The organism is Meiothermus cerbereus (genome assembly GCF_051297115.1).
In the GTDB taxonomy this organism is placed as follows: domain Bacteria; phylum Deinococcota; class Deinococci; order Deinococcales; family Thermaceae; genus Meiothermus; species Meiothermus cerbereus_A.
The window spans coordinates 45,670-67,039 of record NZ_JBEVAL010000002.1; the positions used below are offsets into that span (position 1 = coordinate 45,670).

A 21,370-nucleotide genomic window follows, 5' to 3' on the forward strand; every position below is an offset into this window, starting at 1 on the left:
TTGAACCCCCACCGATCTTCGGCCCACGCCAGCAGAAAGCCCAGGGAACCCCAGCGAACAAAACGGGTGTTTTTGTGGCCGCTTTAAGCGGCAGAAGTGAGCCCAGTGGGTCATTTTCGACAACCGCTATCCTGGCTTCAGCTCAGTCCCTATACTTGTACATATGAGCCAAGCCACTGCCGAACTTCCGACCTGGGATATAGACTCTCTTTTCCCGGGCTTTGAATCCGAAAAGTTTCAGTCTACCTGGAGCCAGGTTGCCAGCCAACTGCGGGATTTGCAAGATTTTATCCGAACCCACTGTGGGTCGGAAGGGGCTGCCGACCGAGGAACCTTCGAGGCCCTGATTACCAGGCTTAACGCCTTTGGTGAGACTTTGGGGCCGTTGTATGCCTACGTGCTGATGCGGGTAGATGCCGATAGCTCCGATGCCCTAGCCCAGGCCAAGCTCTCGGAGCTCGAGCTGCTCTACCTCGAGTACCAGAAGCTACGCCCCCGTCTTCAGCGCTGGTTGGCCCGCCTGGATGCCGAGGCGGTGCAGGCAGGCGATTACCAAATTCTAATCGAGGAAGCTAAAGTGCTTTCCCAGCACATGATGTCGGAAGCAGAAGAAGTGCTGGCCTCCGAACTCTCGCTTTCAGGTGGACGAGCCTGGGTCAAGCTCCACGGCAACCTCAGCAGCCAGATTGTCGCGGTGCTGAATGGGGAAGAATTGCCCATTTCGGCGGTGCGTAACCTGGCCATGCACCCCGACGAGGCGGTGCGAAAGGCCGCCTATGAGGCCGAGCTTGCGGCCTGGAAAGCCAACGAAATTGCCCTTTCGGCAGCCCTGAACGGCTACAAAGGCGAGGTCTCGACCCTGAACCGCAAGCGCGGCTGGGAAGACGACCTGGCTCCCGCTTTGTTTGAAAACCGCATCAGCCGAAAGACCCTGGATGCGCTGCAGCAGGTGATGGTGCAGAGCTTTCCCCACTGGCGGCGCTACTTTGTCAGCAAAGCCCGCGCGCTTGGGAAAGAGCGCCTGGACTGGTGGGATTTGTTTGCCCCGGTGGGACTGCCCGGCCAAAGCCCCAAAAAGTGGAGCTGGGAAGAAGGACGGCAATTTATTGTCGAGCACCTATCGGGCTTCTCGCCTGCTGCTGCCGACCTGGCCGAGCGGGCCTATGCCGAGCGCTGGATGGATGCGCCACCCCGTAAGGGCAAGGTGGGCGGGGCCTACTGCACCCCGGTAGGGCAGGGGCGCTCGCGCATCCTGCTCAACCACGAGGACAGCTTCGAGTCGCTCTCGACCCTGGCCCACGAGCTTGGCCACGCCTACCACAACTACTGCTTGCGGGAGGTGCCCCATCTGCTGCGTCAGGAGCCCATGACCCTGGCCGAGACCGCTTCCATCATGAACGAAACGGTGGTGGGTGAGGCGGCTTTGCAGGTGCTGCCGCCGGCTGACCAGCTGGGGGTGCTCGAGGGAGGCCTGCAAAGTGCTGCCCAGGTGATTGTCGACATTCACTCGCGCTTCCTGTTCGAGCAGGCGGTGTTTGCCCGGCGGCGGGAGCGCGAGCTTTCGGCGGACGAGTTTTGCCAGCTAATGCTGGAGGCCCAGCAAGCCACCTATGGCGAGGCCCTGGCCTCTTATCATCCCTACATGTGGGCCGTGAAAGGCCACTACTACGGCGCGAACTTTTACAACTTTCCCTATGCTTTCGGGCTTTTGTTTGGCCTGGCGCTGTACCGGCGCTACCAGGAAGAGGGCCAAGGTTTTGTGGTCCGCTACGACGCGCTGCTGGCCTCGGTGGGCAAATACCCAGCCGAGCAACTGGCCGCCCGCTTTGGCTTTGATCTGGAGTCGGAGGAATTCTGGCAGGGCGGTATGGAGGTCTTGCTTGAGCGAATAGCGCGCTTCCAGGCGCTGCTGGGGCAGATGTAGAAAACTAATCTTCTGGATATGTAAAGCAGATATTGACAAAATGTAAAACCTTGGTTTATATTTATAACCAAGGAGGGCAGTTATGTTTGGGCATTTCAATTCAGTGGAGCTTGCCGTGCTAGTGGCCGACAAAATGAACACCTATCGTAAGGAGGCCGAGTTGGAGCGGCAGTTGCCCAGGCATGCCCTTCGACATCGCATTGCCTGGCAACTCAGGGCCTGGGCTGAGGCCCTCGAGCCCTCCCAGGTAAAAGGTCACCGGCTGCAAAAAGCTTAGATAGCAATTTGGTTTCGTTTGTCTACGGAGGTTCCCATGACTGAGCAAGAACGCATCCAGGCCCTGCTACAGGCGGGCAAAATTACCCAGCAGGAAGCCGATCTGCTGCTTTCGGCCCTCGACGAGGGCGAGGCGGCAGTTGAAGAGGCCAGAAAGACCATGGGCGAGCAGTATGCCGCTCCTGCGGCTGCGGACGGGCAGCCAGAGGGGCTGCGTTGGGTGCGGGTCCGGCTTATGGCAGGCCAGCTCGAGGCCAGGCTCGACCCAGGCTTAAAGAGGCCGGTGGTTGAGGGTTCAGCAGAAGTGCGCCCACTGGGGGAAGACCTCGAGGTTGTGCCAAACTGGTTCGCTGAGGGCTTTTTGCATGGTTTGCTGGGCCGGACGGGCACGCTGGAGCTGCGGCTGCCCCCTGGCTGGGGTCTGGAGGTGGATGGCAAGGCGGGCCAGATCGAGGCCGAGGGGATCGCCTTCTTACGGGGCCGGGTGGCTGTGGGCAACGTCGAACTAAGGGCGGTAGAGGGGCTCGACCTCGAGGTAACGGCGGGCAACATCGAAGGCTCACTCCTGTTGCGCGACGGCACACACCGCCTGCGGGTCTCGATGGGCAACGCCGAACTGGACTTGCTGCCCGGTAGCAGCGTTCGGCTGAACCCCAGCGTGAGCACGGGCAACCAGGAAATCCGGGGCTTTGACTACGGCTCGAGTGGGGTTAGGCAGCTTGGAGACGGCCAGGCCAGCCTCGAGGTTGCGCTTCGCATGGGCAATCTGGAAGTGCGCGCGCGGTAAACCTAGCCCAGTTCTAAAAGGAGTGTTTATGGAAGACAAGAAGCGCATTATGAATATGGTCAAGGAAGGCAAGATAACGGCAGAGGAGGCCATTCGCTTGTTGGAAGCAATGGAATCGGGAACGCCCCAGGCGGCCCCTGGCCCGGGCCTGGCCTATGCGGTGGCCAGCACCCCCACTGCCCCCAGAGGCATCGCCAGGATGCTCCGCATCGTGGTGGATGGTGAAGAGGTTAAGCTCAAGGTCAACCTGCCGGCTGCTCTGGCCAAGTTTGCCGCCAACTTCATTCCCCCCGAGACCAAGCAGCAGCTAAGTGCCCAGGGCATCGACCTGGCGGGCATTCTGGATATGCTCAAGGGCGAACTGCCCGAAGGGCGCCTGGTGGATATAGAGGTCAACGAGGTGGCTAGCGAGAAAAACGGGGTGACAAAAGTCTCCGGCCCCATGAAGGTCTTGATTGAGGTGGTCTGAGGGTGGGCTTTGCTTCCCCCAGCTTGGAGGCGCATATAATGACCGCAGTGTCTAAAGTAGCTATTTCGCCAGGCTGGCGAGGCTTGCACCTGCTTCGCCCAAGGTTTGTGTACCTGTGGGTGCGGGTGCAGGCGATACCCATACCCATCGTTTTATTCGCGCCACTGGTGCTGCTCGAGCTCTTTCTAAGCATAGGCCTCCAGGCCCTGCGCCACTCAAAGGGCCATCCTCCCCAGGTTGCTGCTGCCCTAAAGGCCCTGCGGGGCCAGACCTGGCAGCTGCGCAAATTACCCCCATTTGCACTGCTGGAGCTAGAGGTGAAGCCTAAGGCCTTTCAGGCCAAAGCCCCGCAGCAGGTCTATATCAGGGTGGGTATATGGTAAACCCCAGCTGACAGAACGCTAAAGGCCACTGCCTAGGGCGGTCTTCAGGGAAGATGCTACAAAGAAAATAGGGGCGACCGCGATATGTGTCCTGGTAAGAAATGTCTTTGGTTTGTCTCCTTTGTTGGGGCCCCCACCTGAAGCTGTGCCAGGAGCTGCTCTTGCATCCGGTTGACTTTGACCTAACCCTAAACAAAAAGCTTCAGGTGGGGTTCATGGAGAGTGTATGAGTGTGTTTCCCATGCCTACCCAATGCCCGGTGGAAGGTTGCCACGGGCGCCTGCGCGTAACAACTCTTTTTTGTCCTGCCTGCCACAGCGAGATCCGCGGCGAGTTTCAGCCCAACGAGTTTGCCCTGTTGCCCCCCGAACACCTGGAGTTTTTGCGCCTGTACATCAAGGTGCGGGGCAACCTAAAGGAGGTGGAGCGGATCCTGGGGTTGTCCTATCCCACCATCCGGGCCCGCTTCGAAGCCCTGCTCAAGGTGCTGGGCTACGAGTACCAGGAGATGCCCGAGGGGCCCAGCCCCCAGGAAAAAGAGGCCATCCTGGCCGCTTTGGAACAAGGCCAGATTAGCGCGGTAGAGGCTGCCGAGCAACTGAAGGCCCTTAGAAAACGCTAAAACCGGGGTGGGCGCTTTTCGAAGAAGGCGGCGATGCCCTCGGCCAGGTCGCCGGTCTCGCGCACCCAGGCGTTGGCAATGGAGGCCAGCCGAAAGCCGTCCTCGAGGCCCATTCCCGGCAAGGCATTCAACAGCTCTTTGGTCAGCGAGAGCGAGGTGGGGGCGTTGGTTGCGACCTCCTGGGCCAGGGCCAGGGCTTCGTCCAGCACCTGTTCGGCTGGCACCACCCTGTTTACTAGCCCCATGCGGTAGGCCTCCAGGGCCGAGACCAGCTTGCCTGTAAGCAGCAGTTCTTTGGCGTGTTTTTCGCCCACTGCCCGCACCAGAATTACCCCTACCAGAGCGGCTACAAAGCCAATTTTTACCTCGGTGTAACCGATCTGGGCCTGCTCGCTCATAACCACCAGGTCGCAGGCGGTGGCCAGACCGGCCCCACCGGCTACTGCGGGGCCATTAACGGCAGCAAGGGTGGGCTTGGGAAAGGTGTAAACCCGGTGAAATAGGCGCATTAGCTCGCGCGAGTGGGCATAGTTGGCTTCGGCGCCGGCAGTGGTAACCTGCTTGAGAAATTCCAGGTCGGCCCCGGCGCTAAAGGCAGGGCCTGCCCCGGTTAGTACTACCGCCCGGATGGCCGGGTCTTGCTCGGCAGCATCCAGGGCAGCCAGCAGGTCTTTGGCCAGGGCAGGGGAGAGCGGGTTTCGCCGCTGGGGGTCGTTTAGGGTTAGGAGCCTTATACCTGGTAGGTCGGTTGTGGTTAGCATGGTGTCTTTATGCTACTGTTGGAGAGGGCATTTCGCCGAGCTTTTCAGAACCTTATGCAGCCCGCATGGCGCCCAAGCGTTGCCGCGCAACCCGCTTTTTGTGTACACTCGAGGATGTGGGCAACTCAACTCAGCTGGGTTTGTTGCTTGCGGAGGTGAACTTATAACCAAGGACGTTCCAGTAAATGAGCGGATTCGAGTGCGTCAGGTACGCCTGATTGACGAAAACGGCACACAGGTTGGGGTAGTGGATACCCGCGAAGCCTTGCGCATGGCCAAAGAGCGCGAATATGACCTGGTTCTGGTCTCGCCCAATGCGGTTCCTCCAGTCGCCAAGCTGCTCGACTACGGAAAGTGGCGCTACGAGCAGCAGCAAGCCGAGAAGGAGGCCCGCAAGAAAGCCAAGCGCACCGAACTCAAGAGCATGAAGCTCCGCCCCAAAATTGAGACCCACGACTACAACACCAAACTTGGGCACATCCGGCGCTTCCTTGAGGAAGGGCACAAGGTCAAGGTCACGATTATGTTCCGTGGGCGTGAGATGGCCCACCAGGAACTGGGCTACAAGCTTTTGGATCGCATTGCCAGAGATTTGGAAGGCGTTGGCTTTGTGGAAATGCGCCCAGAGATGCTGGGCCGGGACATGAACATGGTCATGGCCCCCGGTGCCAAGCCTTCGGCGGCTACGGCTTCTGTGGGCTCTTCTACGAATCCAGCACAGTAAATCTGCCTTAAGCGTTCTATACAGTTTAGCTCAAAGCTGCCCGCCTCAGGTAAAAGTATTGAATCAAACGAGGTAAGTGCGCTTTTTGTTTCAAAATCCCGGCCAATGTATGGCCGGGCGTTGTGCTATTGCGGGGGCGCTGAAGGGCTTCGGGGCCTGCTGAGTTTCCAAATTGGGCTGGCTCAACCTACCTCCAGCTGCATTTTCATCCAGGGGGCCGAGTTGTGAAAGTTGGCTACTGCGCTGCCTGGCGGCACCAACCCGTCGCAGGCGGCCCGGATGTCCTCAGGTAAGGACATCTCCAGCACCGGGAGGAGGTGCTCGAGCTGTTCCACGCTCTTAGGCCCAAGAATGGGGGCGGTGATGCCCGGCTGATCCTTGACCCACAGGATGGCTAGCTGGGCGGGGTCGTAGCCGGCCTCGCGGGCCAGTTTTACAAAACGGTTGCCCATCTGCACGGCCCGGGCAGAGACCCGCTCGGCATAAATTCCGCCCCGCAGGCGGGCGCGGGAACCTTCCGGGCGAAGCTCCTGGTCGGCGTAGCGTCCGGCCAGCATCCCCATGGCCAGGGGCGACCAGGGCAGAACAGCCAGGTCATAGGCCTGGGCCATGGGAATTAGCTCGTTTTCGATGCGCCGATCCAGCAAATTGTAGGGCGGCTGCTCGGACACAAAGCGCACGTAGCCCTTCAGCTCGCTCACCAGTATGCCCTCCAGCACCTTCCAGGCCGGAGCGGTGGAACTGCCAATGTAGCGCACCTTGCCCTGGCGCACCAGGTCGGTCAGGGCCGCGAGCGTCTCGTCGATGGGCATGTCGAAAACCGGGCGGTGCAGCTGATACAGGTCGATGTGGTCGGTCTGCAGGCGTCTGAGCGAGTCTTCACAAGCCCGCATCAGGTGTAGCCTCGAGTTCCCCCAGTCGTTGGGGCCGGGGCCGGTGGGGTAGTGGGCTTTGGTGGCCACAATTACCTGGTCGCGCAGGCCACTTTCTTTTAGGGTCTGGCCGATCACCCGCTCGGCCTCGCCCCGCATGTAGCTATTGGAAGTGTCAAGCAGGTTAATACCGGCCTCTATGGCGCGCAAAATCATCTTTTGGGCTTCTTTTTCGGGGGTGGGGTTCAGGATGTTGTCGGTTCCCAGAGCCAAAGGCGCAACCTTGACGCCGGTTCGGCCCAGATTTCGGTACTCCATGGCGTGCTCCCTTCAGATGGGTATATGGCCGACCGGTGCCTCAGCGGGCTGCGAACCCTGCGTCTACCAACACCAGCGAGCCGGTCATGTAGCTGGCCTTGCTCGAGGCCAGGAACAGCACCACCTGGGCAATCTCGCGCGGGTCGGCCAGGCGGCCCATCGGCACGGTATCGGCCAGGCGCTGCAGCAGTTCGGGGGTAACGGGTTCCTTGCGCTCGGACTGGAGCATGGGGGTGTTGACCTCGCCGGGGCAGACCGCGTTGATGCGGATGCCGTCCCTGGCATGGTCGAGGGCCAGCGCGCGGGTAAGGTTGTGCACCGCCCCCTTGCTGGCGCAGTAGGCGGCCACCCCGGCGGCCCCCAGCTCGCCCCAGATGGAGCCAAAGTTGACGATGGCGCCGCTCCCCTGGGGCTTCATGGCTTTGATGGCAGCCCGGCACATAAAGAAGGTGCCGCTAACGTTCACGGCCATGATGCGCTGCCACTGCTCGTCGCTGGTGTCTTCGCCGCTGGCCCGCACGATGATGCCCGCCGCATTGACCAGCACGTCGAGCCGCCCGTACCGGGCCAGGGTATCTGCCACCACCGCGTTGCAAAAAGCCGAATCGCTCACATCCCCAACCTGCACTTCTGCGCCTAGCTCGGCGGCGATGCGGTGGGCTAAGGCCCGGTTCCGATCCACAATCACCACATTGGCCCCCGCTCTGGCGAACTCCCGGGCGGAAGCCTCCCCCATGCCCGAAGCGCCCCCGGTCACGATCACCACTTTTCCCTGGAAATCCACAAGCGCTCCTTATCTGAACAGAAGCGATTGTATCCAGCGCGGGAAACCGAGGTCAATGCTTTGGGTCGGGACGTTGCTCTCTATTCACACACTGGTATACTTCCCTGCGGAGAAGGTATACCAACGCTGCGGCACGTTTTTTATAGGAGGTTCAATGGTTTTAATCGCAGTTCCCAAAGAGACCGCCCCGGGCGAACGCCGGGTGGCGCTTACGCCAGAGGTGGTAGGCCGTCTGATCAAGGAAGGCTGGGCTGTACGCCTCGAGACGGGCGCAGGCGCCCAGGCCTTCTACAGTGACGACGCTTACCGCAATGCTGGGGCAGACGTGGTTACTAGAGACCAGCTTTTCAAAGGTGCACAGGTGGTGCTTACTGTGCAGCCCCTGGAAGAGCCCGACCTGGCCCAGCTCGAGCCCGGTACCATTGTGGCGGGCCTGATGTACCCCCACCGCAACCCGTCGCGGGTGCAGGCCATGGCTACAGGCAAGATTTCCGCCCTGGCCATGGAGCTGGTGCCCCGCATTACCCGTGCCCAGAGCATGGACGTGCTGTCTTCCCAGGCCACCGTGGCTGGGTATGTGGCGGCCCTGATTGCGGCCCGCGAGAGCAGCCGGTTTTTCCCCATGCTCACCACTGCCGCCGGTACCATTCGCCCGGCCAAGGTAATGGTGATGGGCGTGGGGGTGGCGGGTTTGCAGGCCATCGCCACCACACGCCGCCTGGGGGCCAACGTCTGGGCCTACGACGTGCGCAAAGCCGCTGCCGAGCAGGCCCTTTCGCTGGGGGCTAAGGTGATCGAGCTGCCCATCAGCGCCGAGGGCGAAGGGGGCTATGCCCGCGAGCTGACCGAAGAAGAAAAGAAAATTCAGCACGAGGCCCTGGCCAAAGAAGTGGGCAGCATGGACGCGGTGATCACCACCGCCCAGATTCCGGGCCGCAAAGCGCCCATCCTCATCACCAAAGACATGGTGGAGCGCATGAACCCTGGCGCAGTTATTGTGGATCTGGCCGCCGAGTCCGGTGGCAACTGCGAGCTAACCCAGCCCGGACAGACCCTCGAGGTCGGTGGGGTCAAGGTGGTGGGGCCTTTGAACCTGCCCAGTGCGCTCTCGGTGCACGCCAGCGAGATGTACGCCAAAAACCTCTATAACCTATCCAAGCTGCTCATTAAAGATGGGCAGCTTGCGCCCGACTGGAGCGACGAAATTCTGGCAGGGGCTCTTCTGACCCACCAAGGCGAGATTGCCCATGCGCCCACCCGGGCGCTGGTAGGAGGTGCTTGATGGACTCAACCTGGGCTGCGCTGTATATCTTTTTGTTGGCGGCTTTTACCGGATACGAAGTGATAAGCCGGGTGCCGGTTATTTTGCATACCCCCCTGATGTCCGGCTCCAACTTCATCCACGGCATTGTGGTGGTGGGGGCTATGGTGGTGCTGGGCCATGCCGAAACGCCCTTGGAACAGGCCATTGGCTTTTTTGGGGTGATTCTGGGCGCGGCCAATGCCGCTGGGGGCTATGCCGTAACCGAGCGGATGCTGGAAATGTTTGAGCGGAAGCCGAAGGGGGGTCAGTAGCTTAAGACAGGCAGCCAGCAGCTCTAGGGCTACTTGGCTATCTGCTTTTGCGATCCGCAGTTATGGAGAACTTCGTCGAGCTTGTTTACTTTGTTACGGCCTTCCTTTTCATCCTGGGCCTAAAGCGCATGTCCTCGCCCAATACGGCCCGAAGCGGGGTGATCTGGGCTGGGGTGGCGATGGTCGCGGCTACCCTGGTTACCTTTTTTGTCCCTGGCCTGCACAACCAGGGTCTGATGATTCTGGCGGTCATCCTCGGTACGGTGGTGGCCTGGATTGCCGCCAAGCGGGTACAGATGACCGATATGCCCCAGATGGTAGCCATCTACAACGGCATGGGGGGTGGGGCTGCCGGGGCTATTGCGGCCGTGGAGCTTCTGCGGGGAGAGTTTAGCGAAGCGCAGGGGCTCAAGTTCCTGGCCATCCTGGGTGCGCTTATAGGCTCGGTTTCCTTCACCGGCAGCCTGATTGCTTTTGCCAAACTCCAGGGCCTGATGTCGAGCCGGCCTATCCAGTTCCCTGCCCAGAAGCTGGTCAATGCTGCGGTGGGGGTAGGGGCTTTGGTGCTGGCCATAATGGTGCTCCTCACCCAGTCGGGGCCCTTGATTCTGGTGTTCTTCCTGCTGGCCTTGGGTTTTGGGGTGCTCATGACCCTGCCGATTGGCGGGGGTGATATGCCAGTGGTGATCTCACTCTACAACGCCTTTACCGGGCTGGCGGTGGGCTTTGAAGGCTTTGCTATCGGTAATGCTGCCCTCATCGTGGCCGGTACAGTGGTGGGGGCCGCCGGTACCCTGCTCACCCTGCTGATGGCCAAGGCCATGAACCGCAGCCTATGGAGCGTGCTGATGGGTGGTTTTGGTGTGGAGCAGGATAGCGGCGAGGTTAAGGGCAGCCTCAAGCCGATTGACCTCGAGGACGCCGCGGTCATGCTGGCCTATGCCTCCAAGGTGATTTTTGTGCCAGGCTACGGCATGGCGGTGGCCCAGGCCCAGCACAAGCTGCGTGAGCTGACGGATGTGCTCGAGGCCAAAGGTATCGAGGTCAAGTTTGCCATTCACCCGGTGGCAGGCCGTATGCCCGGCCACATGAACGTGTTGCTGGCCGAGGCCGGGGTAGCCTACGAGAAGCTCTACGACCTGGAAGACATCAACCCCGAGTTCCCCCAAGCCGATGTGGCAGTGGTCATCGGTGCCAACGACGTGGTCAACCCTGCCGCCCGGCGCAAGGGCTCGCCGCTGTACGGCATGCCGATATTAGAGGTGGACAGGGCCAGGAACGCCATCGTGATTAAGCGCGGTCAGGGCAAAGGTTTCGCGGGGGTAGAAAACGAGCTGTTCTACGCCGATAACACCCGGATGCTCTACGGCGATGCTCAAAACGTACTGGGGCAACTGGTTCAGTCCCTCAAGAAGCTTTAGCCTTCCTTAGCGAGCCGGTCGTGCAATAAGCGCAGCGCCAAATAGCTGCGCTTATTTTTTTAGCAATACAGCACCGGCTGGCAAATAGCTGGCCCCTCTGGCGTAATCTAAAGAGGTGGAAGCAAGGCTGGATCAGGTGCTGGTGTGGCTCGAGCAGGGCCGGGCGGTGGTGCAGGTGGAGTATTTTGATGCCCTGGGAAAACTTCGGCGTGAAATCTTTTACCGGCCCACGCACGATCTGGGCCGGGCACTGGAAGAGGTGGCCCTGGTGTTGGCCGAACAGGGTTTACACGGGCGGCCCCGGGTACGCCGCAAGCGGGGGAGTGGGCTGTTGGTGGAGCCACAGCTACAGGAGCGTTTCTGGAAAGCCTTGCGGGACACTCACGAATAACGGGGAAAGCCCCCATAATGGGGGCTCAATGGCTTGCTGGGCTGGGTCAGGCACCGGCACCGGGTTGCTGACGGTTTTCGCCGGGCTGCACCACGGGGGGCATGGCTGGCTCGGGCAACAGGAGGTACTCCAGCACCTCGCCCACATCCCCAACCAGCTTGATTTCCAGCCCTTCCAGCACTTCTCTGGGCAGATCCTCGAGCTGGGGTTCGTTGTCCTTGGGCAGCACAACCTTGTGGATACCGGCCTGGTGGGCGGCCAGCAGTTTTTCCTTCACGCCGCCAATGGGCATTACCTTGCCGCGCAGGCTAACCTCACCGGTCATGGCGATGTCCATGCGGGCTGGACGGCGGCTAAGGGCACTGGCGATGGCGGTAGCCATGGTGATGCCCGCGCTGGGGCCGTCCTTGGGGGTGGCGCCGTCGGGTACGTGTACGTGAAGGTCTACTTTGTTGTGGAAGTCTTCCGGTAGGCCGTACTCCTGGGTGTGGGCCCGCAGATAGGTCAGGGCGGCCTGGGCCGACTCCTTCATCACCTCGCCCAGCTGACCTGTAAGGCTCAGCTTGCCACTGCCCGGCACAGCGGCGACCTCGATGGTCAGCAGGGTACCGCCCACCGGCGTCCAGGCCAGACCCTGGGCCGTACCGACCTGGGGCTCGGTCTCGGCTTTGTCGGGGCGGAAGCGGGGTATGCCCAGATAGGTGGGTACGTCCGGGACATCGATGGTGCGGAGCCCCTCCCAGGCCCCCTCGAGCCAGAACTTGGCCCCCTTGCGGGCAATTTTGCCCAGTTCGCGCTCGAGGCCCCGTACACCGGCCTCGCGGGTGTACTCGGAGATCACCCGCAGAATAGCGGCGTCGGTAACCTCTATTTTGCCTTCCATGCCCGATTCCTTGACCTGTTTGGGCCACAGGTATTGCCGGGCAATGGCCTGCTTCTCCATGTTGGTGTAGCCCGGAATCTCGATGACCTCCATGCGGTCGAGCAAGGGTCGGGGGATGGTTTGCAGGGTGTTGGCGGTGGTGATGAAGAACACCTTGGAGAGGTCGTAGGGGACATCGAGGTAGTGGTCGGTGAAGGAGTTGTTTTGCTCGGGGTCCAGCACCTCCAGCATGGCGCTTGCAGGGTCGCCGCGCCAGTCCGAGCTCATCTTGTCGATCTCGTCCAGCAGGATGACGGGGTTTACCACCCCCACCTGCTTCATGGCGTGGATCAGCTTGCCCGGCATGGCCCCGATGTAGGTACGGCGGTGGCCGCGAATTTCGGCCTCGTCGCGCACACCACCCAGGCTGATGCGATGGAACTTGCGGTTCATGCTACGGGCAATGGAGCGGCCCAAAGAGGTCTTGCCCACGCCCGGCGGCCCTACCAGTACCAGGATGGGTGCTTTGTTGCGCACATCCAGCCCCTGCGTGAGCTGCCGCACCGCCAGGTATTCCAGAATGCGCTCCTTGACGTCCTTCAGGCCGTAGTGATCCTCATCCAGAATCTGGCGGGTGTGGGCGATGTCCAGCACCTCGGGGTCTGCTTTGCTCCAGGGCACCTCGGTCAGCCAATCCAGGTAGGTGCGGGCCACGGTGGCCTCGGGGCTGCCCTGCTGCATACGCTCGAGCCGGTCAAGCTCTTTGAGGGCTTTGGTCTTGACCGTCTCGGGCATGCCCACCTCCTCGATTTTCTTGCGCAGCGCCTCGAGGTCACCCAGGCCATCCTCGCCGCCAAGCTCTTTCTGGATGGCCTTCATCTGCTCGCGCAGATAGTATTCGCGCTGGTTGGTGTCCATCTGGTCTTTAACCCGCTGGGCCACGCGCTTGTCCAGCTCGAAGCGCTCGAGGTCGCGGCTAAGGAACTCCAGCACCTTTTTGAGCCGGGCCTCGAGGTCGGTGAGCTCGAGGATTTCCTGCTTCTCGGCCACCGTCCAGGTGGCGTGATAGGCGATGGTGTCGGCCAGCATGGCCGGATCGCTGGTCCCCTTGACCGCTTCTAGCTGGTAGCGGTCGAGCCGCAGCGATTTGTGGCTTGCCACGTATTTATCGAAAGAATCCTTGAGTTCTTCAAGCAAAACCCGCACGACCGTATCGTCGGCAGGAAAAGTTTCCGTGAACACCTCGCCGCGGGCCCGCAGGTAGGGGCCTGGGATATAGTCCTTGACTTCGGCCCGGGCCCGGGCTTCCACCATCACCTGCAAGGTGCCATCGGGCAGGCGCATGGCCTGCTTCACCACGGCCTGTACACCCCAGACATAAAGGTCATCGGGGGTGGGGTCGTCAACCTCCGGGTCGCGCTGTGCTACCAGGAAGATCAACCGGTCGGCCCCCATTGCTTCTTCGACTGCGCGCTTGCTCTTCGCGCGGCCCACATCCACCGGGGTGGTGGTGTGGGGAAGGATAACGGTGTTTCGCAGTGGAATGACCGGCAGTTCTAAGCGCATATGGTATCTATCTCCTATGTTCTGCTCATGATTCGTCGCTCTCGCGGCTGTACTGGGAGCGATATACACCTTAGATTCTAAAGGCAGATGGTGCTGGGATAGGGTCAAATCTTACACTTAGCGAACTTGAGCCTTCTTTGCTCAAGGTTGGTTTAGCTTGGCTTCTGAAACCCATCATCAGCTACCCCCACAGCACCGCTAAGGTGCTGCAATTCGCCTGACTTCGTTAACGTTGCCCAAAATGAGTTCGAGCCGTAGATGCTCGCCTTCCCTAGGGGGCGGGTTCAAAAAGGTGTCCTGAAAGCGTAAATGGCGCCTTCCCTCTGGGGTTTGCAAAACCACATCGTAAAAAACTGCTCCGTGAATATTAGCGACCTGAGCGTGGACTACCGTACCCTCGAGCGTCTCGTACATGCTGTGATTTTACGCAGGTGCTTGCTACGCTTTTCAGCCTGGTGCGCAATTTGCTCAACAGGCTGGAATCGAGGTAGCCGCAGGCCCTTTGTGAACGGCAGCCCCTGTGCCTTAATAGGCAGGCACCATCCGGGCGAACAGCACCAGCAGCAAGGCTGCAATGGCCCCGGTTGCTATGTCTAGCAGGAGTTCCCGAACCAGACTTTTTTTGGATGAAGTTCGTTTCAGCGACATGTAATATGTTTATAACATAGAACCATTTAAGTCAATACATAATGAGACTATTGGGTTTTACTTATAACACAATCGAGCGGGCTCGAGGGTTTCTGAATCGGCAGACCTACTGAAGCCCCCAGAAAGACCTGGATGCTTGACAACGGCCTGCTTTTCTTCGTATATTCGCTTTCAATAAAGCCAGCTTGTTTGGGTTAAATCGGCTCCCGCGAGGGCTCGAACCTTCTTAGTGAATCGCTCACCGAGAAGGTCTCTTGGCTTTTTAAGCCAACTTCCACAAGCGGCTGGCAAAGGAGGAAGTGTGCAGGTTATCAAACCCGAGGAAGTGCTGAGTGAGTACCATCCGCCCCTGAGCGATCACGAAGCAGTGGTCGAGGCCCACCGGTGCCTCTACTGCTACGACGCACCCTGTACCCAGGCCTGCCCGACCCACATAGATATTCCCAGCTTCATCAAGAAAATCGCTACAGGGAACCTCGTGGGCTCGGCCCGGACGATTCTGGAGTCCAACCTGATGGGCGCTACGTGTGCACGGGTTTGTCCAGTAGAAGAGCTATGCGAGGGGGCCTGCGTACTGGGGGCCGAGCATAAACCCATCATGATCGGGCGGTTGCAGCGCTACGCCACCGACTACGTTTACCAGCGGGGCATAGATGTGTTTAAGCCTGGTGCGCCTACTGGTAAAAAGGTTGCGGTAGTCGGGGCTGGGCCAGCGGGCCTGACCTGTGCTGGAGAGCTTGCCAAACTTGGCCACAGCGTAACGGTGTTTGAGAAGCGTGAATTGCCTAATGGCCTTTCTACCTATGGCATTATTGTGCTGCGCGAACCGGTGGAAGTGGCCCTGGCCGAGGCCGAGATGGTCAAACGGCTTGGGGTCGAGATAAAAACCCAGATGGAGCTGGGGCAAAACCTCAGCTGGGAAGAGGTTCGCAACAACTTTGATGCGGTTTTCCTGAGCGTGGGTCTGGGCGCAGTGCCTCCGCTGGGCATTCCTGGTGAGGAGTTTATTGTAGATGGCCTTGGCTATATCGAGACCTCCAAGATGAACCCAGGGGCTTTGCAGGTGGGGCGTGAGGTGGTGGTGATAGGGGCAGGCAATACCGCTGTGGACTGCGCCACCATTGCCAAGCGTCTGGGGGCCGAGCGCGTGACGATGGTCTACCGTCGCACCCAAAAAGAGATGACCGCTTATCCCCACGAGTTTGAGTTTGCTAAAAAAGAAGGAATTGAGTTTCGCTTCCTCACCCAGCCGACAGAGGTGCTGGTTCAGGACGGTAAAGTAACCGGCTTGAAGTGCGTGCGGATGCAGCTGGGCGCGCCAGACGCTACGGGCCGGCCTGCCCCAGTGCCCGTGGCGGGATCGGAGTTCGTGCTGCCTTGTGACCAGATCGTCAAAGCCATTGGGCAAGAGAAGCCTACGGTGGCGAAGCTCTTGGGCCTCGAGACCGAGAAAGGCTTTATCAAGGTAGACCAGGACTACCAGACCAGCCTGCCGGGAGTTTACGCAGGTGGCGACTGCATCCGCGCCAAAGGCTCGGCCTCCACGGTGATGGCCGTGCAGGACGGCAAGCTGGCAGCCCATGCGATACACCGCAAGCTGTAAATGGCTGTGGAAAGGGGAAAGTGGAAAGAGGAAAGTATGGAACGGAAAGTGGAAGGATTTGAAAGCTTGATTGCTTGGCAGCAGGCTAGAGCCTTGGTCAAGGAGATTTACAGAGTTTCGCGCAAAGGCGATTTTGCTAAGGACTACGGCCTGAGGGATCAGATTCAACGCGCCTCTGTCTCCATTATGTCCAACATCGCCGAAGGCTACGAGCGCGGCAACCGCAACGAGTTCCACCAGTTCCTGGCCATCGCAAAGGCCTCCTGTGGCGAAGTCCGCTCCCAGCTCTATGTTGCCTGCGACGTTGCATACATCTCCGAGCCCGACTTCGAAAAGCTATCTCAGCAATGCCGTCAGCTATCCAAAATCATCAGCGGCCTCAAGACCTCTATCCAAACCCAGAGGAAGCAGACAAAGTAGCAAACCTTCTTTTGACTTTACTTTCCTCTATCAACTTTTCTCTTTCTTCTTTCTACTTTTCTCTTTCCTCGCTTTTTAGGAGTCAATCATGGCAGACCTCAGTATCAACTTTGCTGGCATCAAGTCGCCCAACCCCTTTTGGCTGGCCTCGGCGCCCCCCACCAACTCCGGGGCCCAGGTGCACCGGGCCTTCGAGCACGGCTGGGGCGGGGCGGTCTGGAAGACCATCGGGGCCCCCGTGCTCAACGTGTCCAACCGCTATGGGGCCTGGCACTATGGGGGCCAGAAAATGCTGGCCATCAACAACGTGGAGCTAATTTCCGACCGGCCACTGGAGGTCAACCTGCGGGAGATACGGGACGTGAAGCGCCACTGGCCCGACCGGGCGGTGATTGTTTCGGCCATGGTGGAGTCGACCCCCGAGGCCTGGCGGGACATCATCCTCAAGATCGAAGACACCGGCGCCGACGGTATCGAACTCAACTACGGCTGCCCCCACGGCATGAGCGAGCGGGGGATGGGCAGCGCGGTGGGTCAGGTGCCGAGCTACTGCCAGCAGATTACCGGCTGGGTGATGGATGTCGCCAAGATTCCGGTAATCGTGAAGCTCACCCCCAACGTGGCCTCGGTGGTGCCACCGGCACGGGCTGCCCTGGCTGCGGGGGCCAACGCGCTTTCGCTCATCAACACCATTAATTCCATCATCGGGGTAGACCTGGATACCCTCGAGATCACCCCAAACATCGGGGGCAAGGGTGGTCATGGTGGCTACGCGGGGCCCGCCGTTAAGCCTATCGCGCTGAACATGCTGTCTTCGCTGGGCGTGGACGAGGTGGTGCGAAAGTCGGGGGTACCCATCAGCGGCATGGGCGGTATCTCAACCTGGCGAGATGCGGCAGAGTTTTTGTTGCTGGGTGCGACCAGCCTTCAGGTATGTACTGCCGTGATGCACTATGGTTTTCGCATCATCGAAGACCTGACCGACGGGCTCAATGCCTGGATGGATGCCAAAGGCTTCAAGACCATCTCCGAGGTGGTGGGCAAAAGCCTTCACCGTATCTCCGACTTCAAGGACTTCGACCTCTCCTTCCGGGCGGTGGCCCGCATCGACCCCGACAAGTGCATCCGCTGCAACCTTTGCTACGTGGCCTGCAACGACACGGCCCACCAGTGCATCGACCTGGTAGACCCAAGCGGCCAGGTGGTGCCGCCTTACCGCTACGATGTCCACTCCAACGGAAAACACCAGGCGGTGAGCACCCGCCCCCAGCCGGTGGTGCGCGAGGACGACTGCGTGGGCTGCCGCCTTTGCCACAACGTCTGCCCGGTGGATGGCTGCATCGAGATGGTCGAGCTGCCCTCTGGGCGCCCCTCCATCACCTGGGATCAACTCACCCAGGCCCGGCCCGAGGTGGGCACCGACTGGGAGGCCATGCAGCGGTATCGGGAAGAGATGGGGATTGAAATTCACTAAACGCTAACGGCAAAAGGTCAAGGTAAATCCTGTCCTGGAGAGGTTACACTAGGTCTATGGTCAAGCCGGTTGCCAAGCTGATGAGCGCTGAAGAGTACCTCGAGAGCGAGCTTCGGTCTGAGGTGCGCCGTGAGTATGTAGGGGGTCAGGTCTATGCCATGGCTGGCTCGAGCCTGCGGCACAGCCGTATTGCTGGAAACATTCATGCCCACTTCTGGCAGCTCGCCCAGAACCTGCCCTGTCGCGTGCACCAAGAGGCGGTAAAGCTTCGCGTGGGCAGAGAGGATACCGAAGTGGCCTTTTACTACCCGGATATTATGGTGGTTTGCGGTAAGAGACCCCCTGACGAATACTACGAAACCGAACCCTGCATTCTGGTCGAGGTGCTGTCGCCATCTACCGCAAGCGTGGACTTGCGCGAAAAGTATCTGGAGTACACCCGCCTCCCCAGCCTTCGCACCTATCTGGTTGTCGATCAGGACACCCTGTTTGTGCGGCACTGGTACCGCGACGAGGCGGGGCACTGGAACCACCAGGACCTCACCGGGGACGGCAACATCCCGCTGCCTTGTTTGGATGGGCAGATCACGCTGCCCCAAATCTATCGCGGGGTTTTTGAGCAGAGCCTGCCCTGAGGCTTTATCGAGCTCGCTATGGCTAAAGACCTGGTTCCCGAGGACGATTACATCTATGGAGGTGCGTATGGGAATGCTCATCAAGAACGGTGAAATCGTTACTAAGGACAATCGGTACCAAGCCAATTTCTTTTCGCAGTTGCATAACGGGCACAGTGTTTATTGGGGCAATCTGGTGATGAAACGAGTGCAGCATCTGGGCTATGCTTTTTTGATCGCAGTTCTCGCCTCCTGCGCTACTATGTACCAACCTGAAGGCCCTACAGGAGGATTTTCGGAGACAAGGCTGGGAGAAAATATATGGAGGGTTTCATTCAAGGGTAACGGATTTACAAGTCCAGAACAAGCTACCGACTTTGCCATGTTGCGTAGTGCTGAGGTTTGTCTGAGTTCTGGCTACCGCTATTTTATCGTTGCAGAGTCTGCAAATCAAAGAAACGTCACGATTGGTGCAACTAACACTTTGCTTTACACAATCACGAGACCGAGCACGACCAATACTGTGATTTGTTTTGTTGAAAGACCATCGGGATACGCCGTTGTGTACGATGCCAGATTCATTGTTAGTTCCATAAGAAGCAAATACGGCTTCTAAAAACAAGGGGGATTTCAGACTATGGGACTGCTCATCAAGAACGGTGAAATCATTACCGCAGACAGCCGGTACAAAGCCGATATCTACGCCGAGGGCGAAACCATTAGCCGCATCGGGCAGAACCTCGAGGCCCCGCCCGGCACTGAGGTGATTGACGCTTCGGGCAAGTACGTTTTTCCGGGGTTCATTGACCCCCACGTGCACATCTACCTGCCCTTCATGGCTACCTTTGCCAAGGACACCCACGAGACCGGCTCCAAGGCGGCCTTGATGGGGGGCACCACCACCTATATCGAGATGTGCTGTCCCAGCCGCAACGACGATACCCTCGAGGGCTACCAGCTCTGGAAGAGCAAGGCCGAGGGCAACAGCTACTGCGACTACACCTTCCACATGGCGGTCTCCAAGTTCGACGAAAAAACCGAGGGGCAGCTACGGGAGATCGTGGCCGACGGCATCAGCTCCTTCAAAATCTTCCTCTCCTACAAAAACTTCTTCGGCGTAGACGACGGGGAGATGTACCAGACCCTGCGCCTGGCCAAGGAGCTGGGGGTGATCGTGACGGCCCACTGCGAGAACGCCGAGCTGGTGGGGCAGCTGCAGCAAAAGCTACTGTCCGAGGGCAAGACCGGCCCCGAGTGGCACGAGCCCAGCCGGCCTGAGTCGGTGGAGGCCGAAGGCACGGCGCGCTTTGCTACTTTCCTCGAGAACACCGGGGCTACCGGCTATGTGGTGCACCTCTCTTGCAAGCCTGCCCTGGATGCGGCCATGGCGGCCAAGGCCAGGGGGGTGCCCATTTTTATCGAGTCGGTGATTCCCCACTTCCTGCTCGACAAAACCTATGCCGAGCGGGGCGGGGTAGAGGCCATGAAGTACATCATGTCGCCCCCGCTGCGCGATAAGCACAACCAAAAAGCCCTGTGGGACGCGCTGGCCCAGGGCTTCATTGACACCGTGGGCACCGACCACTGCCCCTTCGATACCGAGCAGAAGCTACTGGGCAAAGATGCCTTTACTGCCATTCCCAACGGCATCCCGGCCATCGAAGACCGGGTGAACCTGCTCTACACCTATGGTGTGAGCCGGGGCCATCTGGACATACACCGCTTCGTGGATGCTGCCAGCACCAGGGCCGCCAAGTTGTTTGGGCTGTTCCCGCGCAAAGGCACCATCGCGGTAGGTAGCGATGCCGACCTGGTGGTCTACGACCCCCACTACCGCGGCACCATCTCGGTCAGGACCCAGCACGTTAACAACGACTACAACGGCTTTGAAGGCTTCGAGATTGACGGCAGGCCCAGCGTGGTAACGGTGCGCGGCAAGGTGGCGGTGCGGGATGGGCAGTTTGTCGGCGAGAAAGGGCGGGGTAAGCTCCTGCGGCGCGAGCCCATGTACTTTTAGATGAAGCCGAGATGGGTCTTGAATTTGCTGGGTGGGATCTGCCTGTGGATAGCCGCAATCCTGGCGCTTGGGGGCAGTTCGGCATGGGCGCTTTTTGCGGTAGTTGGCGGACTCCTCTTAATACTGGCCCAAAGGGGCTTTAGAAAGAGGTAGCCCATGAATGAATATTTATGCAAGCCTTGGTAAAATCCCACTAAGAGGTAGATCGAGATGCTGATACCCCCAGACCAACTGCTTGTTTTTGCCCTGGCCAGCCTGGCTTTGCTCCTGATTCCGGGGCCTGCCGTGCTCTACATCGTTACGCGCAGCGCCTCTCAGGGGCGTGCGGCGGGTGTGGCCAGCGTTCTGGGCATCCAGTGTGGGGGTATGGTACACGTGCTGATGGCTACCTTGGGCCTTTCGGCCATTCTGCTTTCCAGCGCCCTGGCATTCAACCTGGTTAAGTATGCGGGGGCCGCTTATCTGGTTTACCTGGGCTTGCGCACCTGGTTTTCTAAAGAGCCCCTCGAGCTCGGGGCTTTGGCCCGCCAGCCCTTGCGGCAAATTTTTCTGCAAGGGTTCGTGGTCAATGCCCTCAACCCCAAGACTGCGCTGTTCTTTTTTGCCTTCCTGCCCCAGTTTGTAGACCCGGCCCGGGGAGCGGCCTGGTCGCAGTTTTTATTGTTGGGGACGGTTTTTATTGGCCTGGCAACCCTTAGCGATGGGGCCTATGCCTTTTTGTCCAGCTCACTGGGGGGCTGGCTGCGTCACAAAGCCCGTGAGCCGCGCTTTGCCCAGGGACAGCGGCTCGTCACCGGGGGTATCTACATCGGGCTGGGCCTGACCGCAGCCCTGACGGGCAACCGGCACAAATAGGAAC

Annotated in this window: 24 protein-coding genes; 18 read left to right on the forward strand and 6 right to left on the reverse strand. The window is 59.7% G+C overall.

Features of this window, described 5'->3' with window-relative positions; genetic code table 11:
* Positions 1-163: 163 nt before the first annotated feature.
* The 6 genes from ABWU19_RS00865 (at position 164) to ABWU19_RS00890 (ending at position 4,461) form a co-directional block, all read left to right on the forward strand.
* Positions 164-1,924, forward strand: coding sequence for a M3 family oligoendopeptidase (locus ABWU19_RS00865; protein ID WP_435899911.1), 1,761 nt, complete (start codon positions 164-166; stop codon positions 1,922-1,924).
* Between the two features lie 133 nt (positions 1,925-2,057).
* The gene (locus ABWU19_RS00870) at positions 2,058-2,201 is read left to right on the forward strand and encodes a hypothetical protein (protein ID WP_435899912.1); all 144 of its coding nucleotides are present in this window, start codon (positions 2,058-2,060) and stop codon (positions 2,199-2,201) included.
* A 36-nt stretch (positions 2,202-2,237) separates the two neighbouring features.
* Positions 2,238-2,987, forward strand: coding sequence for a hypothetical protein (locus tag ABWU19_RS00875; RefSeq protein ID WP_435899913.1), 750 nt, complete (start codon positions 2,238-2,240; stop codon positions 2,985-2,987).
* A gap of 28 nt (positions 2,988-3,015) precedes the next feature.
* Positions 3,016-3,456 carry an SHOCT-like domain-containing protein gene (locus tag ABWU19_RS00880; RefSeq protein WP_435899914.1) on the forward strand — a complete coding sequence of 147 codons (441 nt, stop codon included), beginning with the start codon at positions 3,016-3,018 and terminating at the stop codon, positions 3,454-3,456.
* 38 nt (positions 3,457-3,494) lie between these two features.
* The gene (locus ABWU19_RS00885) at positions 3,495-3,839 is read left to right on the forward strand and encodes a hypothetical protein (protein ID WP_435899915.1); all 345 of its coding nucleotides are present in this window, start codon (positions 3,495-3,497) and stop codon (positions 3,837-3,839) included.
* 226 nt (positions 3,840-4,065) lie between these two features.
* The gene (locus ABWU19_RS00890) at positions 4,066-4,461 is read left to right on the forward strand and encodes a DUF2089 domain-containing protein (RefSeq protein ID WP_435899916.1); all 396 of its coding nucleotides are present in this window, start codon (positions 4,066-4,068) and stop codon (positions 4,459-4,461) included.
* Here the strand turns inward: ABWU19_RS00890 and ABWU19_RS00895 are convergent.
* Positions 4,458-5,222 (reverse strand): enoyl-CoA hydratase/isomerase family protein, encoded by a 765-nt coding sequence (locus ABWU19_RS00895; protein ID WP_435899917.1) that lies wholly within the window; start codon positions 5,220-5,222, stop codon positions 4,458-4,460. The genes ABWU19_RS00890 and ABWU19_RS00895 overlap by 4 nt on opposite strands.
* A gap of 163 nt (positions 5,223-5,385) precedes the next feature.
* Here ABWU19_RS00895 and infC point away from each other — a divergent pair, with 163 nt between their 5' ends.
* Complete coding sequence (gene infC, locus ABWU19_RS00900; protein WP_435899951.1) at positions 5,386-5,946, forward strand: translation initiation factor IF-3; 561 nt, start codon at positions 5,386-5,388, stop codon at positions 5,944-5,946.
* A 182-nt stretch (positions 5,947-6,128) separates the two neighbouring features.
* On the opposite strand, the gene ABWU19_RS00905 is transcribed toward infC, so the two are convergent.
* Together ABWU19_RS00905 and ABWU19_RS00910 are read right to left on the reverse strand one after the other, a co-directional pair.
* Complete coding sequence (locus ABWU19_RS00905) at positions 6,129-7,136, reverse strand: aldo/keto reductase (RefSeq protein ID WP_435899918.1); 1,008 nt, start codon at positions 7,134-7,136, stop codon at positions 6,129-6,131.
* Between the two features lie 40 nt (positions 7,137-7,176).
* The gene (locus ABWU19_RS00910) at positions 7,177-7,920 is read right to left on the reverse strand and encodes an SDR family NAD(P)-dependent oxidoreductase (RefSeq protein WP_435899919.1); all 744 of its coding nucleotides are present in this window, start codon (positions 7,918-7,920) and stop codon (positions 7,177-7,179) included.
* Positions 7,921-8,074: 154 nt separating this feature from the next.
* Here ABWU19_RS00910 and ABWU19_RS00915 point away from each other — a divergent pair, with 154 nt between their 5' ends.
* The 4 genes from ABWU19_RS00915 (at position 8,075) to ABWU19_RS00930 (ending at position 11,307) form a co-directional block, all read left to right on the forward strand.
* Positions 8,075-9,202, forward strand: a complete 1,128-nt coding sequence (locus tag ABWU19_RS00915; protein WP_435899920.1) for a Re/Si-specific NAD(P)(+) transhydrogenase subunit alpha — start codon at positions 8,075-8,077, stop codon at positions 9,200-9,202.
* Complete coding sequence (locus ABWU19_RS00920) at positions 9,202-9,495, forward strand: NAD(P) transhydrogenase subunit alpha (RefSeq protein WP_013014151.1); 294 nt, start codon at positions 9,202-9,204, stop codon at positions 9,493-9,495. The genes ABWU19_RS00915 and ABWU19_RS00920 overlap by 1 nt, the downstream gene beginning before the upstream one ends.
* A 62-nt stretch (positions 9,496-9,557) precedes the next feature.
* Positions 9,558-10,916, forward strand: coding sequence for an NAD(P)(+) transhydrogenase (Re/Si-specific) subunit beta (locus ABWU19_RS00925; RefSeq protein WP_435899921.1), 1,359 nt, complete (start codon positions 9,558-9,560; stop codon positions 10,914-10,916).
* Positions 10,917-11,031: 115 nt separating this feature from the next.
* Positions 11,032-11,307, forward strand: a complete 276-nt coding sequence (locus ABWU19_RS00930) for a hypothetical protein (protein ID WP_435899922.1) — start codon at positions 11,032-11,034, stop codon at positions 11,305-11,307.
* A gap of 46 nt (positions 11,308-11,353) precedes the next feature.
* On the opposite strand, the gene lon is transcribed toward ABWU19_RS00930, so the two are convergent.
* The 3 genes from lon to ABWU19_RS00945 form a co-directional block, all read right to left on the reverse strand.
* Positions 11,354-13,735: an endopeptidase La gene (gene lon, locus ABWU19_RS00935; protein WP_435899923.1), complete on the reverse strand. Its 2,382-nt coding sequence runs from the start codon at positions 13,733-13,735 to the stop codon at positions 11,354-11,356.
* A gap of 198 nt (positions 13,736-13,933) precedes the next feature.
* Positions 13,934-14,149, reverse strand: a complete 216-nt coding sequence (locus ABWU19_RS00940; protein WP_435899924.1) for a hypothetical protein — start codon at positions 14,147-14,149, stop codon at positions 13,934-13,936.
* 111 nt (positions 14,150-14,260) lie between these two features.
* Entirely contained in the window at positions 14,261-14,383 is a 123-nt protein-coding gene (locus ABWU19_RS00945; RefSeq protein WP_435899925.1) for a hypothetical protein, read from the reverse strand.
* Between the two features lie 301 nt (positions 14,384-14,684).
* Between ABWU19_RS00945 and ABWU19_RS00950 the strand changes: the two genes are divergently transcribed.
* The 7 genes from ABWU19_RS00950 (at position 14,685) to ABWU19_RS00980 (ending at position 21,366) form a co-directional block, all read left to right on the forward strand.
* Complete coding sequence (locus ABWU19_RS00950; protein ID WP_435899926.1) at positions 14,685-15,986, forward strand: NAD(P)-dependent oxidoreductase; 1,302 nt, start codon at positions 14,685-14,687, stop codon at positions 15,984-15,986.
* A 36-nt stretch (positions 15,987-16,022) separates the two neighbouring features.
* Positions 16,023-16,406 (forward strand): four helix bundle protein, encoded by a 384-nt coding sequence (locus ABWU19_RS00955; protein WP_435899927.1) that lies wholly within the window; start codon positions 16,023-16,025, stop codon positions 16,404-16,406.
* 88 nt (positions 16,407-16,494) lie between these two features.
* Positions 16,495-17,880, forward strand: coding sequence for an NAD-dependent dihydropyrimidine dehydrogenase subunit PreA (preA, locus tag ABWU19_RS00960; protein ID WP_435899928.1), 1,386 nt, complete (start codon positions 16,495-16,497; stop codon positions 17,878-17,880).
* A 56-nt stretch (positions 17,881-17,936) separates the two neighbouring features.
* Positions 17,937-18,515 carry a Uma2 family endonuclease gene (locus ABWU19_RS00965; protein ID WP_435899929.1) on the forward strand — a complete coding sequence of 193 codons (579 nt, stop codon included), beginning with the start codon at positions 17,937-17,939 and terminating at the stop codon, positions 18,513-18,515.
* A 67-nt stretch (positions 18,516-18,582) separates the two neighbouring features.
* Positions 18,583-19,110, forward strand: a complete 528-nt coding sequence (locus ABWU19_RS00970) for a CC0125/CC1285 family lipoprotein (protein ID WP_435899930.1) — start codon at positions 18,583-18,585, stop codon at positions 19,108-19,110.
* 21 nt (positions 19,111-19,131) lie between these two features.
* A complete protein-coding gene (gene hydA / locus ABWU19_RS00975; RefSeq protein ID WP_435899931.1) occupies positions 19,132-20,511 on the forward strand; it encodes a dihydropyrimidinase in 1,380 nt (459 codons plus the stop codon).
* Positions 20,512-20,721: 210 nt separating this feature from the next.
* Positions 20,722-21,366 (forward strand): LysE family translocator, encoded by a 645-nt coding sequence (locus ABWU19_RS00980; RefSeq protein WP_435899932.1) that lies wholly within the window; start codon positions 20,722-20,724, stop codon positions 21,364-21,366.
* Positions 21,367-21,370 lie beyond the last annotated feature (4 nt).

What these genes read in the sequence shown, in the direction of transcription:
- ABWU19_RS00865 (WP_435899911.1), top strand. Translation starts at nt 164, where the DNA reads ATGAGCCAAGCCACTGCCGAACTTCCGACCTGGGATATAGACTCTCTT.
- ABWU19_RS00870 (WP_435899912.1), top strand. Translation starts at nt 2,058, where the DNA reads ATGAACACCTATCGTAAGGAGGCCGAGTTGGAGCGGCAGTTGCCCAGG.
- ABWU19_RS00875 (WP_435899913.1), top strand. Translation starts at nt 2,238, where the DNA reads ATGACTGAGCAAGAACGCATCCAGGCCCTGCTACAGGCGGGCAAAATT.
- ABWU19_RS00880 (WP_435899914.1), top strand. Translation starts at nt 3,016, where the DNA reads ATGGAAGACAAGAAGCGCATTATGAATATGGTCAAGGAAGGCAAGATA.
- ABWU19_RS00885 (WP_435899915.1), top strand. Translation starts at nt 3,495, where the DNA reads ATGACCGCAGTGTCTAAAGTAGCTATTTCGCCAGGCTGGCGAGGCTTG.
- ABWU19_RS00890 (WP_435899916.1), top strand. Translation starts at nt 4,066, where the DNA reads ATGAGTGTGTTTCCCATGCCTACCCAATGCCCGGTGGAAGGTTGCCAC.
- ABWU19_RS00895 (WP_435899917.1), bottom strand. Translation starts at nt 5,222, where the DNA reads ATGCTAACCACAACCGACCTACCAGGTATAAGGCTCCTAACCCTAAAC.
- ABWU19_RS00905 (WP_435899918.1), bottom strand. Translation starts at nt 7,136, where the DNA reads ATGGAGTACCGAAATCTGGGCCGAACCGGCGTCAAGGTTGCGCCTTTG.
- ABWU19_RS00915 (WP_435899920.1), top strand. Translation starts at nt 8,075, where the DNA reads ATGGTTTTAATCGCAGTTCCCAAAGAGACCGCCCCGGGCGAACGCCGG.
- ABWU19_RS00920 (WP_013014151.1), top strand. Translation starts at nt 9,202, where the DNA reads ATGGACTCAACCTGGGCTGCGCTGTATATCTTTTTGTTGGCGGCTTTT.
- ABWU19_RS00925 (WP_435899921.1), top strand. Translation starts at nt 9,558, where the DNA reads ATGGAGAACTTCGTCGAGCTTGTTTACTTTGTTACGGCCTTCCTTTTC.
- lon (WP_435899923.1), bottom strand. Translation starts at nt 13,735, where the DNA reads ATGCGCTTAGAACTGCCGGTCATTCCACTGCGAAACACCGTTATCCTT.
- ABWU19_RS00940 (WP_435899924.1), bottom strand. Translation starts at nt 14,149, where the DNA reads ATGTACGAGACGCTCGAGGGTACGGTAGTCCACGCTCAGGTCGCTAAT.
- ABWU19_RS00945 (WP_435899925.1), bottom strand. Translation starts at nt 14,383, where the DNA reads ATGTCGCTGAAACGAACTTCATCCAAAAAAAGTCTGGTTCGGGAACTC.
- ABWU19_RS00955 (WP_435899927.1), top strand. Translation starts at nt 16,023, where the DNA reads ATGGAACGGAAAGTGGAAGGATTTGAAAGCTTGATTGCTTGGCAGCAG.
- preA (WP_435899928.1), top strand. Translation starts at nt 16,495, where the DNA reads ATGGCAGACCTCAGTATCAACTTTGCTGGCATCAAGTCGCCCAACCCC.
- ABWU19_RS00965 (WP_435899929.1), top strand. Translation starts at nt 17,937, where the DNA reads ATGGTCAAGCCGGTTGCCAAGCTGATGAGCGCTGAAGAGTACCTCGAG.
- ABWU19_RS00970 (WP_435899930.1), top strand. Translation starts at nt 18,583, where the DNA reads ATGGGAATGCTCATCAAGAACGGTGAAATCGTTACTAAGGACAATCGG.
- hydA (WP_435899931.1), top strand. Translation starts at nt 19,132, where the DNA reads ATGGGACTGCTCATCAAGAACGGTGAAATCATTACCGCAGACAGCCGG.
- ABWU19_RS00980 (WP_435899932.1), top strand. Translation starts at nt 20,722, where the DNA reads ATGCTGATACCCCCAGACCAACTGCTTGTTTTTGCCCTGGCCAGCCTG.